This window comes from Psychrobacter sp. S1-30-MNA-CIBAN-0213 (genome assembly GCF_040309845.1).
GTDB lineage: Bacteria > Pseudomonadota > Gammaproteobacteria > Pseudomonadales > Moraxellaceae > Psychrobacter.
Map to the genome: position 1 here is coordinate 24,419 of NZ_JBEOPE010000017.1, position 17,461 is coordinate 41,879.

The 17,461-nt window shown below is 43.2% G+C and carries 14 protein-coding genes; 12 read left to right on the forward strand and 2 right to left on the reverse strand.

What is annotated here, in order from left to right:
- Positions 1-24: 24 nt before the first annotated feature.
- Entirely contained in the window at positions 25-1,407 is a 1,383-nt protein-coding gene (locus AAEY87_RS13015; RefSeq protein WP_068326205.1) for an efflux RND transporter periplasmic adaptor subunit, read from the reverse strand.
- 824 nt (positions 1,408-2,231) lie between these two features.
- Positions 2,232-3,254 carry a polyprenyl synthetase family protein gene (locus AAEY87_RS13020; protein WP_350657480.1) on the reverse strand — a complete coding sequence of 341 codons (1,023 nt, stop codon included), beginning with the start codon at positions 3,252-3,254 and terminating at the stop codon, positions 2,232-2,234.
- A gap of 443 nt (positions 3,255-3,697) precedes the next feature.
- Between AAEY87_RS13020 and rplU the strand changes: the two genes are divergently transcribed.
- From rplU to nuoJ, 12 genes are all read left to right on the forward strand, one after another.
- The gene (rplU, locus tag AAEY87_RS13025) at positions 3,698-4,009 is read left to right on the forward strand and encodes a 50S ribosomal protein L21 (RefSeq protein WP_068034742.1); all 312 of its coding nucleotides are present in this window, start codon (positions 3,698-3,700) and stop codon (positions 4,007-4,009) included.
- A gap of 92 nt (positions 4,010-4,101) precedes the next feature.
- Positions 4,102-4,359 (forward strand): 50S ribosomal protein L27, encoded by a 258-nt coding sequence (gene rpmA / locus AAEY87_RS13030; RefSeq protein WP_068034744.1) that lies wholly within the window; start codon positions 4,102-4,104, stop codon positions 4,357-4,359.
- A gap of 483 nt (positions 4,360-4,842) precedes the next feature.
- A complete protein-coding gene (gene lolA, locus AAEY87_RS13035) occupies positions 4,843-5,520 on the forward strand; it encodes an outer membrane lipoprotein periplasmic chaperone LolA (RefSeq protein WP_068034746.1) in 678 nt (225 codons plus the stop codon).
- An 889-nt stretch (positions 5,521-6,409) separates the two neighbouring features.
- Complete coding sequence (gene ndhC, locus AAEY87_RS13040) at positions 6,410-7,033, forward strand: NADH-quinone oxidoreductase subunit A (protein WP_350657481.1); 624 nt, start codon at positions 6,410-6,412, stop codon at positions 7,031-7,033.
- A gap of 178 nt (positions 7,034-7,211) precedes the next feature.
- The gene (locus tag AAEY87_RS13045) at positions 7,212-7,880 is read left to right on the forward strand and encodes a NuoB/complex I 20 kDa subunit family protein (RefSeq protein WP_068034750.1); all 669 of its coding nucleotides are present in this window, start codon (positions 7,212-7,214) and stop codon (positions 7,878-7,880) included.
- Positions 7,881-8,027: 147 nt separating this feature from the next.
- Entirely contained in the window at positions 8,028-9,803 is a 1,776-nt protein-coding gene (nuoC, locus tag AAEY87_RS13050) for an NADH-quinone oxidoreductase subunit C/D (protein ID WP_350657482.1), read from the forward strand.
- A gap of 161 nt (positions 9,804-9,964) precedes the next feature.
- Positions 9,965-10,474 carry an NADH-quinone oxidoreductase subunit NuoE gene (gene nuoE / locus AAEY87_RS13055; protein ID WP_068038989.1) on the forward strand — a complete coding sequence of 170 codons (510 nt, stop codon included), beginning with the start codon at positions 9,965-9,967 and terminating at the stop codon, positions 10,472-10,474.
- Complete coding sequence (nuoF, locus tag AAEY87_RS13060; RefSeq protein ID WP_350657483.1) at positions 10,471-11,895, forward strand: NADH-quinone oxidoreductase subunit NuoF; 1,425 nt, start codon at positions 10,471-10,473, stop codon at positions 11,893-11,895. Before nuoE ends, nuoF begins: the two co-directional genes overlap by 4 nt.
- A 10-nt stretch (positions 11,896-11,905) precedes the next feature.
- Positions 11,906-15,028 (forward strand): NADH-quinone oxidoreductase subunit NuoG, encoded by a 3,123-nt coding sequence (gene nuoG, locus AAEY87_RS13065; RefSeq protein WP_350657484.1) that lies wholly within the window; start codon positions 11,906-11,908, stop codon positions 15,026-15,028.
- A gap of 52 nt (positions 15,029-15,080) precedes the next feature.
- Complete coding sequence (nuoH, locus tag AAEY87_RS13070) at positions 15,081-16,073, forward strand: NADH-quinone oxidoreductase subunit NuoH (protein WP_203226510.1); 993 nt, start codon at positions 15,081-15,083, stop codon at positions 16,071-16,073.
- 44 nt (positions 16,074-16,117) lie between these two features.
- On the forward strand, positions 16,118-16,666 hold the full coding sequence (gene nuoI, locus AAEY87_RS13075; RefSeq protein WP_068034761.1) for an NADH-quinone oxidoreductase subunit NuoI: 549 nt from the start codon (positions 16,118-16,120) through the stop codon (positions 16,664-16,666).
- Positions 16,663-17,382 carry an NADH-quinone oxidoreductase subunit J gene (gene nuoJ, locus AAEY87_RS13080; RefSeq protein ID WP_350657485.1) on the forward strand — a complete coding sequence of 240 codons (720 nt, stop codon included), beginning with the start codon at positions 16,663-16,665 and terminating at the stop codon, positions 17,380-17,382. The genes nuoI and nuoJ overlap by 4 nt, the downstream gene beginning before the upstream one ends.
- The last annotated feature ends 79 nt before the right edge of the window (positions 17,383-17,461 follow it).

Below are 17,461 nucleotides of genomic sequence, written 5' to 3' on the forward strand. Positions count from 1 at the left end.
AAGTCTTCCTATCTTTGAATGGAATTAGTTAGCAGCGGCTTCTGTAGGTTTTTTAGCGGAAGCAGGTTTATCCGCTTCTTTAGCAGCCTGCTGCGGTGTTTTAGCAGTAGGCGCACCTTGAGCGGATGGAGCAGGGTTTGGATTTTCTAACGGCTTGACGACGACCTCTTGTTCAGGCTTAACTTTCGCGCCACCGATGATAACGACCTGATCTCCTGCTTGTAGACCTTTAGTGACTACCCACTGTCCATCATAAGTACCATTAATAGTGACAGGACGTGCTTGAATCTTATTATTTTGATCAACGATATATACCTGCGTCTCACTCTTAGGTGTACGCATAACCGCACTCTGCGGTACTAAAGCCGCATTGGTAATAACGCTTTGAGTCAGACGTGCAGTTACGTACATGCCAGGCAATAAGATATTATTGCTATTAGGGAATATAGCCCGCAGGGTAACCGCGCCTGTTGATTCGTCAACCTTTGCTTCAGATAAAGCAAGCTTACCGCGTACAGGATAGACTGAGCCGTCCTCTAACACCAATTCAACAGAATTCATCCCTGCCTGTGCTTTGCCTTCAGCTATTTGCTGACGCAACTTTAGCAACTCAGAGGATGATTGACTGATATCGACATAGATAGGGTCTAAGCGCGAAATAGTAACTAATGGATCGGGCTGACCAGCGCTGACCAGCGTACCAGCGGTGACGCTAGAGCGATCAGTACGACCAGTCAACGGTGCGCGCACGATAGTACGGTTAAGATCTAAAGTACTAGCATTTAAGCCCGCTTTTGAGGTTTGAATGCCAGCTTTTGCGCTTTCAATACCTGCTTGTGTTTGCCCAACGGCGGCAGCGGCACTCTGAACAGCAGCTTGTGCCGTACGAACTTGTGTTTGAGCCTGTTCATATTGTTGCTTAGAGATAGCATCTATATCAACAAGTCCACGTAGACGTTGCAAGTCGTTTTGCGCTTGCGCAAGTGATGCTTGACGACTAGCGAGCTCAGCTTTGGCATTGGCATTATTTGCTAAAGCCGTTTGATAGTTGGCCTGTGCTTGCTGTACCGCAGCTTCACCGCTGGCAACAGAGGAGGTATAGTTATCAGTGTTAATGCGATAGAGAGGCTGACCTTGTTTGACGTTACCACCTTCACGGAATAGGATTTCTTCAATAACCCCATTCACCTGTGGACGGACGTCTGCAGTCTGATAAGCTGCAGTGCGTCCAGAAAAAGTCTGTACTTGGGGTACGCTATCAAAGGTCACGGTCTGGACGTTGACGACGGCTGGCGGCATCTGCTGCTGTGCGGCGGCATCAGCGGAGTCCTCGTTTTTGTCACAGCCAACCAGTACAGCTCCAGATAGTACAGATGCTATTACAAGCGCAAGATAAGAATGCTTCATCAATGTCCTCGTCAATAATGTAGATACGATATAAATAAAATTTTAGTAATAAACTTCAACGTTATATAGGTTCTAACGTCACAGATATGACTATCAACTGGTTCTTTAAGCCATCATAATGATTGATATATAGTAAATCTATAATCTAAATCCTGCCGCACAAAAAGCCGAACCAACTCATATTCTAAGTGGTTAGACCTAATCAGTATCTTATCAATTAAATAGTGAAATCATTCAGCGAGGTTTTAGTATTAAAAACAACCAAATGGTAAAGGTTGGTAAGTAAATTTAGTAGAGTATTATAAACTATAGGGTATACCCTACAGTCAAGCACAGAAAAACAGCTTTTACTTGTTGTAGAAGTTCTATTCTTTCTACAAGTTGGTAAAAACGTTGGAAATAAAAGCGTTACACTAAAAACCTGTAGAAGACTCTGTCTCAACTTGATAAGTAAAAAATTGTTAATTTTTGTTTTTTATACAAGATTAAGACGGATAAAGTAGACAATATCATGAATAAGAACAAGAAAATGAGGCTGTGATGAAAACGGCAACATTAGCAATGAGTAATTGCGATTGAACTGTAAAAGGTTGTTGTTAAACGATGGACAGTGGTAAAAAAATACGATGACATAGGCTAGAAATTAAACACAAACTTTAGTAATTTATCAAAATTTGGTGTTGACGCTTATTAAGGTAGCTGGTGAGTTAGAGCTCCAGCATACCTTATGTGCCTATTGTTCTTATGTTTTTACAGTGGTTGTTTTTTCTATTATTTGTCAAATACAGTATAACGAACGAAGCTTATCCAATACGATATAACGTTTATAGCAAACGTGCACTGGCAAGCTCAGTCAATTGAAATAACCCTTGACGATAGCGATTGTCAGGTAGGGTGCTTAGTGCTTGTTGTGCTAGTTTAGTTTCTTCTAGGGCGCGCTTAGTACAGTAGGCGAGAGACCCAGAGTTTCTTACCAATTCAATAAGTTGCTCAGCATTTGGCGTTTTACCCGTTTGTACCGCAATACGCAGCTGCTCATAGCTGTCTTTATCGTTATCCTTAAGCAATTCAAGTGCTTTGATAGTAGGTAAAGTCGGTTTGCCTTCTGCGAGATCATCACCAAGATTCTTACCCATTAGCTCACTATCGCCGCTGTAATCAAGTACATCATCAATAATCTGAAACGCATTACCAAAGTGTTGACCAAAGTCTGCCAATGCTGACAAATACTGGGTTTGCTCTTGCAAGATAGCTGCCCCTTGAGTCGCCATCATAAATAACCGTGACGTCTTACCGTCAATAATGCTTAGATAGTCTTCTTCAGTTGCCGCAGGGTTATGTTGATGCTGGAGCTGTAATACTTCCCCTTCAGCAATATCGCAAGTACCATCTGAGAAAACTTGTAATAATGGCAAGCTTTGGAATCCGACCAATAAGTTAAAGGCACGTGCAATCAAATAATCACCGACCAATACCGCCGTGGCATTGTCCCAAGTTGCATTCGCTGTTGGTTTGCCTCGGCGCTGTCCTGACTCATCAATTACATCATCATGGACTAGAGTTGCTGTATGCAACATCTCGGTAATAGCCGCCAAATGCATAGCCTGTTGTGATGGCTCATCGTTGAGCATACGCGCACACAACAAAGTAATTAATGGACGCATACGTTTGCCACCCGCATTAATCACATGCTGAGAGACACTCATAACGAGTTGTACTTTTGAGTTAAGACTGCCAAAAACTTGCTTATCCATAATGTCAAAGTCATCAGCAACGATACTTTGAATATCGGCATAACTTGGCGTAGATACAGACGGGGTAGAAGCGTTCGATAAAGTGGTCGTCATAGTAAATAGTCGTATTAATAAAAGGTAGAAAGAATCGTCTAATAGTGGTCTCTTACGAGACTATTAGTGTGCTTATAGTAGCATAGCTACACTATCAAATCGGTGATTAAAGTAAAGTAGGTATTGATATCGCATTGTAAGCTACTGATTGCATGAGTTATAATAACTGTACTTAAGCTTAAATTAACAGCTATTATTATTGTCAAGCTCGCTCCATGGTTTACTTCGCAGAAAGTTTGCTTATATACTTGGTCAGTTAGATGTTAGAGTAAATAGTATTAATATATTAGGTAAGTATCACCAACTTTCAAAAACAAGAGGCGCGGCTTGCTTTTATGAGCAAAAAGCCGTAAAATCTTGCCTTTAATTTTTCCCTGTCGTGTTCGTCGTAAAAGCGTTGGTATGATATCAGCCACGGCACACGGGTTAAACGGAGTCATACAATGTACGCAGTAATCAAAACTGGTGGTAAACAGCACCGTGTAGTCGTCGATGAGCTTTTAAAAGTTGAATTACTAAAGGCAGAAACAGGCGAAACAATCAAATTTGAAGACGTGTTGATGGTTGTTGACGGCGATAACGTCAAAATCGGTCAGCCTGTCGTTGATGGCGCTAGCGTAGAAGTTGAAGTGGTTAAGCACGGTCGTGGTGACAAAATCCGTATCATCAAGCACAACCGTCGTAAGCATTATCACAAAGAACAAGGTCACCGCCAATGGTACACCTTGTTAAAAATCAAAGCCATTAATGCCTAATTGCCCATTTAGCAATTATTGCTAAAATAGCGCACTAAATGCTTAAGAGTTATCGCATCAGCGATAAGTCACATTAACAAGGAGATTTTCTCATGGCACATAAAAAAGCTGCCGGTTCGAGCCGTAACGGTCGTGATTCAAACCCAAAAATGCTAGGCGTTAAAATCTTTGGTGGCCAAGCTATCACAGCTGGTAACATCATCGTTCGTCAACGTGGTACAGAATTCCACGCAGGCGAAGGCGTTGGCATGGGTCGTGACCATACTTTATTTGCACTAAATGACGGTGTGGTAAAGTTTGCGACCAAAGGTAAATTTAACCGTCGTTATGTTATGGTTGAAGGCGAGTAGTTATCGCTTTTAAGCACAAGCTGCTTTATGTTATGTAATTAAAGCAGCTTGCTACATACTAAAGTCCCTATTACCGATTGGTGATAGGGGCTTTTTTTATGACTAATACTATAATTAACTCTCTAATTATTGTTGATGATACAAAAATTTCAGAATGAAATATTGTAACTACTGTCGTTACAAGTGTGTATGGCAGGCGTAGTATTGATTGCAATTGAAGACTAGGCGCGTAATAAAAAAACTGGCACACTGTGGTCATTGGTTAATAGCACTATATTTGTTGAGAGTTAATTGAAATACTTTTAATAGATAAGCAGCTAACGACTAATGGTTAGATCAAAATAGGAAGTTTATATCTTTATCGCGATAACTCACAATGCACGTGATTTTATTTAGTGCAATAGATGAACACAACAAAAACGCAGTGATCTAACTTTTATAACTATTGATTGAAATTTTATTTTTATTACGAGAGGAAGAATTATGACTTTATCTACTACAGTAAAACAAAAAATGATGAGCGGCGCATTGGCTGGTGTATTAATGACCACCCTTGGTGTTGCAGCGCCAATGATAGCGTTGACCCAATCAGCGACAGCTGCACCTGCTGATAATTTGGTAGCAGCCAAACGCTTGAACAAACTATTAACCAACACTAAAAGTATGACCGCCAACTTTACTCAAACTACTAAAGGCGCAACCAATGGTACTTTTAAGGGTTCGATGAGCGTTCAGCGTCCGAATAACTTTCGCTGGGAAACTAAGTCGCCATCAGAACAATTGATTGTGGCAAATGGTGACTCAATGTGGATTTATGATAAGGATTTGGAGCAAGCGACCAAACAAGGTGTGGATAGCCAAGTAGGCAACACGCCAGCACTATTACTATCAGGTGATCCAAGTAAAATCGACAAAAACTTTAAGATCACTCAGCCATATGAAAATAAAAACTACTATGTGCTGTATCCTAAATCAGGTGATGCCAGCTTTAAGAATCTATCGGTAAGTTTTAGCGGTGGTAAGCCAGTAATGATGGTACTTAATGATACATTGGGACAAACTACTTCAATTAAGTTCAACGGTATCAAACTTAATCCAAGCATCAGTAGTAATCAGTTCAAATTCACGCCACCAAAAGGTGTGGATGTGATTAATCAGTGATTAGTTAATAAATAACGAGTCAGTAAAATACAGTATAGTTTACTGATTAACAGTCTCATGATTGACAAAAGGGCAGACCAATATTTGGATCTGCCCTTTTTTATGAGCTAAAATAAGTGACTAAAAGCTGCTGTACCTCGCAATATTTACTTAAAGTAGAGTTATGGATAGGTTGCAATTAGACATATTTGGTTTACAATATCCGCAGTCTTGCTATGCATGTTAAATGCTCCATCATATAATGCTAATATCTTGAAATAAGCCTACTAAAAATTTGATGTTTGACTCAATTGCTTGATATTTTTTAGTATAAATATCGAGCCGTTAATCAAATTGTCTATTTTATTGTGGTTTTGCCAATGTGTAGCACATTTTTCTTGATGAGATACATATTTTGTAGCATATAAAGTGACCACTCAATGCAGTTAAAAACTGGCTTTTGATTGGTGATATGCGTATAGTGAGCAAACAGTTTATGCCAGTTGTCACGCCATTGTTGATCACGCGTAATGAGTTATTAAATCAATTAAATGTCTAAATATGATATTGATTTAATAAATTTATCTTGCGTCTTTATTAGATGGATTTGATGACCAGCCTTTATCTAGGTATGCCACAGTTTTTACTGATAGGATAGCTGGAGATTGCCAGTCTTTCTGCTCTAGACTTTGTCGTCAGAGTTTAGTGGATTGTCTTATTCATTCTCAGCACTTAGATAAATTTACGGTTGGTATCATCTTATACCGTCGTCAATAATCTTGATAATTGGTCGTTACCAGCACAGCCTTTGTGTTTTCGTCTGCGTCAAGTACTGTCATTCCATTTTGCTCTATATAGTAATGGTCTGCAGTACTTATGACACTAGATTGGGTGAGGAGCACGTATTATCATGTCTGCCTATAATTGGTCAGCAGTTGCCTTTATTCTAGCCGCTATTGGGCTGGTTGTTTTTATGCTGGCTGTTCCGCGCTTACTGGGCGGTCGCTCTCAGGGCTTACAAAAAGAAGAGATATTTGAAGCGGGTGTTGTCGGATCTGGCAACGCCCGTATTCGTTTGTCTGCTAAATTCTATTTAGTGGCTATCTTTTTCGTTATTTTTGATTTAGAAGCGCTGTATTTGTATGCTTACGCGGTTTCAGTTCGTGAGGCTGGCTGGCTTGGATTTGCAGCGGCTACGGTCTTTATTACTGTCTTAATCATTGGCTTGATATATGAGCTAAGTTTAGGCGCTATGAACTGGGCACCTGCTGATAAGCTGCGTAAAAGACCACGTCTCTATACTGCACCAGCTGGCTTTAATTTAGCTGATATCACCAAGTTTGACGGTGTTGATGAGCTAATGGTGGATCCTACTGGCAAGATACCGGCGCAGTCTTCAGGCCAGATTAATGTCTCAAATAACATTGAGGCCAATCGTCGTCATTTACAAAGCATTGATCATATTAATACTACAGGTAATATTACCTCTGTGGATTTTGCGACGTCTGCACAACCGCCTAACATTGAACGTTAACCGTTTTTGCTCATAGCTATCTTTGCTTAGAAAGATCTGTAAATTGTTGATAGCAACGATATATATAATGACAATGTCAGTATGTTTATATTAATGGTCAATTATTAATCATAAAAGTTATGGCGATAGTGATAACAAGACAATTGCCACGCTTTGCTTAATAGAAAGGTTGTATGTTATGAAATACACATTAACAAAAGCCAACCCTGATGCAGATGTCTATCCTGCACAGTCTCGCCAAACGGTCAATGATCCTATTGAAGATGAAGTCAATAAAAACGTCTTTATGGGTCGTCTCGAAGACCTCGTTCATTCGACAGCAAACTGGGGGCGTAAGCACTCACTATGGCCATTCAACTTTGGTACTTCTTGCTGTTATGTTGAATATGCCACCACTTTAACTGCGGTTCATGATTTATCACGTTTTGGTGCAGAAGTTATTCGTGCTTCGCCTCGTCAGGCGGACGTGATGATTGTCGCCGGTACTTGCTTTGTCAAAATGGCCCCCGTTATTCAGCGCTTATATGAGCAAATGCTTGAGCCAAAATGGGTCATCTCAATGGGTGCTTGTGCCAACTCGGGCGGCATGTATGATATCTATTCGGTCGTGCAAGGCGTGGATAAAATTATTCCTGTCGATGTCTATGTACCAGGTTGTCCCCCGCGTCCAGAAGCGTTGATTCAAGGTCTTATGTTATTGCAAGAATCTATCACTAAAGAGCGTCGTCCGTTAGGTATTCATATGAATGATCAAGGCATCTATCAGCCACAAATGACGCCTGAGCGTGACCGTAAACAAGCAGATCGTATCGCTGTGAAAAACTTGCGTAGCCCAGATAGTATTTAGTCTGAATAGTTTTTAGTTTGGTAGCTTGGCTCAATAATTAGTAGTCTGTAAAAGTATGCATACGCTCATCATAGTTCAGTTATGATTAATATAGTTCGGTTATGATTAACATAGTTTAGTTATGATTAATGAAGGAATACATCATTCATGGTCACGGTAGTCGAAAACATAGATCCTAAGATTAAGCCTGTCCCAGCAGTTATTAAAGAGCTGGAACATAATTATGCCGGTAAGTTCGTCGTGCAGCAGACCGTTGATAATATTCCAACCGTTTGGGTGGCACGTGCTGATTTGCTCGATGTACTGTTATTTCTGCGTAAGCTACCAAAGCCTTATGTCATGTTATTTGACTTGTCAGCGATAGATGAGCGTTTACGCCAACATCGCGAAGGCTTACCAGCCAGCGACTTTACGGTGTTTTATCATTTGATGTCACTCGAGCGTAATAGCGATGTGCGTATTAAAGTGGCGCTGAGTGAAGATGATTTAAATGTACCTAGTGCTACCAATATTTGGCCAAATGCCAACTGGTATGAGCGCGAAGTGTGGGATATGTTCGGCATTGTCTTCAGCGGCCATCCGCACCTAACCCGTATCTTACTACCTAAATATTGGGAAGGTCATCCATTACGTAAAGAGTATCATGCGCGTGCGACTGAATTTACCCCTTATTTCTTGAATACTGCTAAACAGCAGTATGAGCAAGAAAATCTGCGCTTTGTCCCCGAAGAATGGGGCATGAAACGTTCAGGGCGCGATGAAGACTTTATGTTTTTGAACATCGGTCCCAACCATCCATCTGCTCACGGTGCTTTCCGTTTGGTGCTACAGCTTGATGGCGAAGAGGTGATTGACTGTATTCCAGATATTGGTTATCACCATCGTGGCGCAGAAAAAATGGCTGAGCGTCAGACATGGCACTCATTCATTCCTTATACCGACCGTATTGATTATCTCGGCGGGGTAATGAATGAGCTACCGTACATCATGTCGGTCGAAAAGCTTGCCGGTATCACCATACCAGATCGCGCGCAAACCATTCGCGTGATGATGAGCGAGTTTTTCCGTATTACTAATAACTTACTATTTGTTGGTACCTTTATTCAGGATGCGGGCGGTATGACCCCTGTATTTTATATGTTTACCGATCGCCAAAAAGCGTATGACGTCATCGAAGCCGTGACTGGCTATCGTATGCATCCAGCTTGGTTCCGTATTGGCGGTACTGCTGCTGATTTACCACGTGGCTGGCAGCGTTTGGTTCGTGAGTTTTTAGACTGGATGCCTAAACGCTTGGATGAATATGTCAAAGCAGCGCTACAAAACAGCGTGCTTAAGGGCCGTACCCAAGGCGTTGCGCAGTATAATGCCAAGCAAGCACTTGCTTGGGGTGTGACTGGTGCAGGTTTGCGTGCGACAGGCGTGGATTTTGATCTACGTAAAGCACGTCCATACATGGGCTATGAGAACTACGACTTTGAAGTTCCTGTCGGCTATAACGGTGACGCTTACGACCGTTGTATGATTAAAGTCGAAGAGATGCGTCAGTCATTACGAATTATTCGTCAGTGTATGGATCATATGCCGCAAGGCCCTTATAAAGCTGATCATCCGCTAGCTGTACCACCACCAAAAGACCGTACCTTAAACGATATTGAGACTTTGATTAATCACTTTATCTCAGTATCTTGGGGTCCTGTGATGCCAGCGGGGGAATGCACCACAATCGTCGAGGCGACCAAAGGTCTGAACAGCTATTACATAACCTCAGATAAAGCGACGATGAGCTATCGCACGCGTATTCGTACCCCGACATTTGCACATTTGCAGCAGATGCCTTCGGTGATTAATGGCTCACTGGTGTCTGATGCCATTATGTATTTGGCATCGATTGATATTGTGATGGCAGATTGTGATCGCTAATGCTTTAATCTAAGAATTGTAGTTTTAGAAAAAGATACGTTAATCAATATATTATTGCCAAGTGGCACACCAAAATGCTGTCATATTTCTATATAACGATAGTCGTAATAAGGCTATCAGTAATGTGATAAAGCGTGATGAGTGAGGAAAGATAGAAGATGATGAAAATTGTTTCCGATAAAATGCCAAAAGTAGATGTGGCAAGTATCCTCACCGCTGAGGAAATTGCTGCCATTCATGAGTTTATGCATCATTACCCACAGGCACGTGCCGCCTCACTAGATGCGTTAAAAATTGTGCAAAAGCGTAATGGTTGGGTTGATGATGCACAAGTGAATGCCATTGCCAATATTTTAGATATTCCGATGACAGATATGGATGGGGTTGCCACTTTCTTTAACCGTATTTATCGTCAACCTGTTGGCCGTCATGTGATTCTTATTTGTGATTCAGTCGCCTGTTATCTGACGGGCTATGAGGCGTTATCTGCTGAGCTACGCTCACAGCTAGGTATTGAATACGGTCAGACGACAACCGATGGTCGCTTTACGCTATTACCAATTTGCTGCTTAGGTAATTGTGATAAAGGTCCTGCCGTGTTGATTGACGAAGACACCTACGGTCCTGTCCAGCCTGAAGAAGTTGCCCAACTATTGGAGCTATACGCATGAGATTAACACTTTCAGAGCAGATCGCTCGTCGCGGTCAAGGCAAAGCACCAAGCCAGTTGAATGATCAGCGCGTTCCAATTTATGGTGACAAGGCAACAGCAACTAGCGAAACCAAACCTTTAACTTGGCGTTTGGCTCATCATGATGCAGTGCTTGACTTGGCAACTTATGAATCTCTAAAAGGCTTTACTGGTTTAAAAGAAGCGTTATCAAAGTCGCCTAAAGACGTCGGCAATATGATTAAAGCGGCCAACGTTAGAGGTCGCGGCGGTGCAGGCTTTAATGCCGGCCTTAAATGGTCATTTATGTCACCTCCTGATGGCTTGCCACGTTACCTAATCTGTAATGCTGATGAGATGGAGCCGGGTACTTTCAAAGACCGTTTATTAATGGAGCGTCTACCGTTTCAGTTGATTGAAGGTATGCTCATCACTGCCCATGCTATCGGTGCGACTGATGGATATATCTTTATTCGCGGGGAGTATATTTTAGCCGCAGAGCGTTTGGTCACTGCTATTGAAGAATGTCTAGCCAATAACTTAATGGGCGACAACATCTTAGGCTCAGACTTTAGCTTCAATCTACATGTACATACTGGCGCTGGACGTTATATTTGTGGTGAAGAGACCGCACTTATCAATAGTTTAGAAGGTCGCCGTGCTAATCCACGTACCAAACCACCTTTTCCACAAATCTCTGGTGCATGGGGCAGACCTACCGTGGTCAATAACGTCGAGACCTTGTGTAATATGCCAGCCATCTTAAATCATGGCGTAGAATGGTATCAGTCACTGTCTGAGATTAAAGGCAAAAGTAAAACCCCAGGCACGAAACTGTTTGGTTGCTCAGGTTTAGTCAATGATCCAGGTTTGTGGGAGCTACCATTTGGCTATACCGCTCGTGAAATCATCGAAGATTTGGCGGGTGGTATGAAAGACGGCAAAAAGCTTAAAGCATGGTTGCCGGGCGGTGCATCGACCGACTTTTTGACGGCTGATCATTTAGATGTGGTCGTTGATTTTGATACGATTCAAGAAGCCGGTAGCCGTATGGGTACTGGGCTGATTATGGTCGTCGACGAAGAGCAAGATATGGTGCCACTACTACGCAATCTAGAGATTTTCTTTCAGCGTGAATCATGCGGTTGGTGTACGCCATGCCGTGATGGTCTACCGTGGGGCGTTAAATTGCTTACTGCTATCAACGATGGTGAAGGGCAAGTTGGCGATGTAGAAAAGCTAGAGGGCCTCACGCGTGACTTATGGATTGGTAAAACATTCTGTGCGCATGCGCCGGGTGCGATGGAACCACTGATGAGTGCGATTAAATATTTCCGTCCAGAGTTTGATCAAAAAATCGCGCAGGCGGTTGGTGTAGATGTTATTGATGCTGCAGCCAATCAACAGCCAGAAGTGAAATAAGGAGAGCGGCATGGCAGTCATACATATTGATGGGACCACTGTCGAAGTAGATAGCGCAGATAACTTGCTACAAGCCTGCTTATCACTCGGCATTGATGTGCCGTATTTTTGTTATCATCCAGCCCTTGGCTCAGTAGGCTCGTGCCGTCAGTGCGCGGTCAAGCAATTCCAAAATAAAGAAGATATGGAAGCGGGTCGCGGTCGTCTCGTGATGTCATGTATGGTTGCCCCTGGCGATGATATGTATATTTCGGTCACTGATGATGAAGCCAAAGCATTTCGTAAGTCGATGGTTGAGCTACTGATGACCAACCATCCGCATGACTGCCCAACCTGTGAAGAGGGCGGACATTGTCACTTGCAAGACATGACATATATGTCAGGCCATAGCCGTCGTCGCTATCGCTTTACCAAACGCACCCATCATAACCAAGAGCTTGGTCCATTTATCGCCCATGAGATGAACCGTTGTATCGCTTGCTATCGCTGTGTACGCTTCTATAAAGACTATGCGGGTGGCGAAGATTTGGGTGTTTATGGCTCAAATAACCGCGTTTATTTTGGCCGTGATAAAGATGGCCAGTTTGAAAGTGAGTTTTCAGGAAACTTAACCGAAGTTTGCCCAACCGGTGTATTTACCGATAAGACGCATTCTGAACGTTATAACCGTAAATGGGATATGCAGTATGCGCCAAGCATCTGTCATGGCTGCTCCGCAGGTTGTAACATCTCACCAGGTGAGCGTTATGGCGAATTGCGCCGTATTGAAAACCGCTATAATGGTGAAGTAAACCGTTACTTCCTATGTGACCGTGGTCGCTTTGGTTACGGCTATGTCAACCGCGACGATCGCCCAACGCAAGCGCTTGAGCGTATCAATGACAAGCACGTCAAAATTAATATTGACTATGCATTAGATGAAACCATCAAACGTATTAAAGATAAAAAAGTCATTGGTATCGGCTCACCACGGGCCAGTTTAGAGACCAATTTTGCCCTAAAAAACCTCGTTGGCTTTGATAATTTCTCAACCGGTCTCAATCATCAGCAGCAAGCACTGGTCAATAAATGTATTGAAGTACTCAGCACCGAGGGTATTTATAACCCAGGCATGACGGATATTGAAAGCCATGATGCGGTATTAGTCTTGGGTGAAGATATTACCCAAACTTCGTCACGCGTCGCATTGTCAGTACGCCAAGCAGCAAAAAACGAAGGCCTAAAAATGGCGGCGGCATTACAGACGCAGCCTTGGCTTGCCGAACCTGTTAAACGTATCGCTCAAGATGCGTTAAGCCCAGTCTACGTCATTGATGTCATCCAAACTAAGCTAGAAGACATCAGTAAAGTGAGCGTGGTCGCAACGCCTGAAGATATTACTAAGCTTGGTTTTAAAGTGGCTGATGAGATTGCTAATTTTGCGGATGATTTATCAGAAATAACAGATCCACAAACAGTAGAACAAAATGATGATGTGGACGCTATGCAAGCGCTTGCTCAGCAAATCGCTTATGACTTAATACAAGCCGATAAGCCGCTAGTCATCTCAGGCAGCAGCTTATCATCTACTGCCTTGATAGAAGCGGCTGCACAAATTACCCAAGCACTAAGCCAAAAGCGTGCGGCGATTAAAGCCACTGAACAGCATCAGGTTGAAACGCATAATGCTATGGTTCGTGATAAACAGCTTCGTGATGAACAGCTTCGCGCCGCTGAAAAACAAGCAGCAACCGCTCAGCAAAGTGAAGATAAAGATCTGTCTGCCAAACCGAATAAACCTGAAACAGGCGTTGATACAGAAGCACAAGACGATGTAGAGCGCGAGCCTGCAACTAAACTTGAGCTAAAAGAAGTGAATGACAGCTATCATGTGCAAGCTGGTATTTATTTAGCAGTTCCTGATGCTAACAGCATTGGCGTCTGTATGCTTGGCGGTCAATCAGTCGAAGAGTTACTGGCGACTGATTTTGATGTGGTGATAGTTGCTGAAAATCAGCTCACTGACGCTATCGATGCCAATAAGTTAACCCAGCTGTTAGCAGATAAAACCGTCATTGCACTAGATCATCAGCTACTTGATTGGCATAAAGACGTCGACATCGTATTGCCAGCAGCAAGCTTTGCTGAAGCGGATGGTACTTTAGTATCTGCTGAAGGTCGTGCTCAGCGCTTTTTCCAAGTTTATGATAACAACTACTACCATCCACTTAGCAGTATCAAAGAAGGTTGGCGCTGGTTGCATGCTGTGCACAGCAGCATTGAAGGTAGAGATGTCGATTGGACACAGCTAGATGACGTGATTAATGCCTTAATAGCGACGCATCCTAAGCTTGCTGGTATTAAAGGCGCAGCACCTGATGCCGATTACCGTATAACGGGTCTGAAAATTGCCCGTCAGCCGCGTCGCTACTCAGGTCGTACCGCAATGCGTGCGCCGATATCAGTACATGAGCCGATGCAACCAAAAGATTGGGATACGGGCTTAACCTTTTCAATGGAAGGCTATAGTGGTAAACAAACACCAAGCTCGATGATTCCTTTTGCCAATGCGGCAGGCTGGAACTCACCGCAAGCATGGAACAAGTATCAAGATAAAGTGGGTGGTAGTCTCAAAAACGGTGATCCGGGTGTACGCTTATTCGATCAGTTAGAACGTCTAGCCACACGTCAGTATGTTGCACCAGAAGCCATGTCTGCGACCACGACTGACATGCAGCAAGGACAAGCGAAACTAGTGCCTATTTATAATATCTATGCCAGCTCAATGATGGCTTCACGTAGCCCAATCGTTGCTGAGCAATTGCCTGTCGCGGCATGGCGTATTGGTATTGACGATGCCAAAGACTGGAATATCACTGAAGGTGATTACTTAGCCATTGAGATTGATAAGCAACAAATTACCTTGCCAGTTCAGCTTGTCGGTTATCTAGCAGAAGGCTGTATCGGTTATCCAGTTGGGCAGGTGAGTATTATCCACCCTTCAATGCCAGCTTCGGTACGCAAAGTAGACGCCCCAGTTACGATGATGGGTAGTATGGCTGACGATAGTGCTTTAACTGCTAATACTAACGATAACCGCGCAACGCAAGTCACTGTAGCTACTACAGCGCCGACCACCACGCAGGAGGTGTAATATGCAAGTTACCCGTATTATCCCTGATGTGCCAAGCTTTTTGGCCGGTAGCATGACCTTTGATACTTGGTCCATTCTATTTATGGTCGCGCAGTCGCTGGTCATTTTTTTAGTAGTAGTCATGGTTGCCGCTATGATGATTGTCTATGAGCGCCGCATGTTGGCCTTATGGCAAGATCGTTACGGTCCAAACCGTGTCGGACCTTTTGGCTCTTTGCAGCTAGTTGCTGACATGCTCAAAATCTTTTTCAAAGAAGATTGGACACCAAACTTTACCGATAAGTTTATGTTCACTTTGGCGCCTGCGGTAGCGATGTTTACTGCATTGGCCTCATTTGCCATCATTCCTATCTCACCAACGCTTGGCGTAGCTGATTGGGATATCGGTATCTTGTTCTTCTTTGCAATGGCAGGTATTGCTGTCTATGCAGTGATGTTCGGTGGTTGGGCATCTGCAAACAAGTTCTCCCTATTAGGTGGCTTACGTTCAGCGGCACAAACGATCAGTTATGAAGTGTTCTTAGGTTTATCGTTGATGGGTGTTGTTGCGCTGACAGGTTCTTTTAATTTACGTGAGATTGTTGAGTCACAAATTGATGGCTGGTATATAATTCCGCAGTTTTTCGGATTTTTAACTTTTGTAGTGGCCGGTGTGGCGGTAACCCATAGACATCCTTTTGATCAGCCAGAAGCGGAGCAAGAGCTTGCCGAAGGTTACCATGTTGAATATTCGGGTATGAAGTTCGGTATGTTCTTCATTGGCGAGTATGTCAACGTTGTATTAATCTCTGCGCTAATGACCTGTCTATTCTTTGGTGGTTGGCTTGCGCCCTTTAATTTAGATATTCCATTTATTCCACCAGCTTTTTGGTTCATGATTAAGACGCTGTTCTTTATGACCATGTTTATTTTGGCTCGAGGCTCCCTCATGCGTCCGCGTTATGATCAGGTGATGAATTTCGGTTGGAAAGTCTGTCTGCCGGTTACTTTGATCAATTTGCTGATTACTGCTGCGGTTATTTTGATTTTTTCTCCAACGCTGTAATTTCGGTAATGATCTGAAGTAATGCTGATAAGGATAATAATCCCATGTTTACTACGATAAAAAAGACTGTCATTGGTATATTTACCATTGTCCGCAGCATGTGGATGGTTAATAGCCATGCGATCAGGCCACGCGATACAATATTATATCCTGAAGTGCCAGTGCCAGTACCGCCACGCTTTCGTGGGCGTATCATATTATCCCGCGACCCTGATGGTGATGAACGCTGCGTCGCTTGTAACTTGTGCGCTGTGGCATGTCCAGTCGGTTGCATCTCTCTACAAAAAGCTGAGCGTGAAGATGGACGCTGGTATCCAGAGTTTTTTCGGATTAACTTCTCACGCTGTATTTTTTGTGGTCTATGTGAAGAAGCTTGTCCAACGACAGCGATTCAAATGACCCCTGATTTTGAGATGGGTGAGTATGTGCGTCAAGACTTGGTCTACGAAAAAGAGCATTTGCTTATCTCAGGACCAGGTAAATACCCTGATTATAACTATTATCGCGTATCTGGTATGGCGGTGGCAGATAAACCAAAAGGGGCGGCGCAAAATGAAGCTGCACCTATTGATCTTAGGAGCTTGCTGCCATGATGAATATCTTAAATAATCCTGAATTGGCAGGGTTCTATTCGCTCGCAGCGGTGGCTATTTTTGCTAGTCTACGAGTAATTACGAATGCCAATCCAGTACATGCTATTTTATCGATGATTGTATCGTTGTTAGCAATAGCCGGTATATTTTTCGTACTAGGTGCTCCCTTTGCAGGGGCGCTTGAGATTGTCGTATACGCTGGCGCAATCATGGTTCTTTTCGTCTTTGTTATTATGATGCTCAATCTTGGTATGGCTAATGATGCACGTGAAGAGCGCTGGCTTGATGCAAAGACATGGGCGGTACCTACTGGATTGACTGTCATTGTCGCGGTTGTGCTTTATGCGATGATTGGGCTTAATCATGACGAGGCTGCTGTTATTGGTGGTACCACTATTTCAGCCAAAGCAGTGGGTACGGCATTATTTACTAAATATATCATGCTGGTTGAAGTGGCGGCGTTGCTATTATTAGCTGCCTTGGTTGCTGCTTATCATTTAGGCAAAGAGTCTGTAGACGATGAGATTATTGGCAATGATAGCCAAGATTTTCGCCCAAGCGTTGGTAGCATCATAGAATATGAGAATGACGGCAGCGATACAGTTGGTGATGCCGTTAAAATGGCTAAACCATACGAATATAAAGAAGTAGATCCACATGATTATGTGGGTATGCAGGTTGGTACGCAAAAAGCTACGCGCAAGGAGTCAGACTGATGGTACTAGCAGCGAGCGTGGCACAAGACGTGTCAAACGTGCCGTTCGCCCATGAAGTAGCAGGCTTTGTACAGCCTGT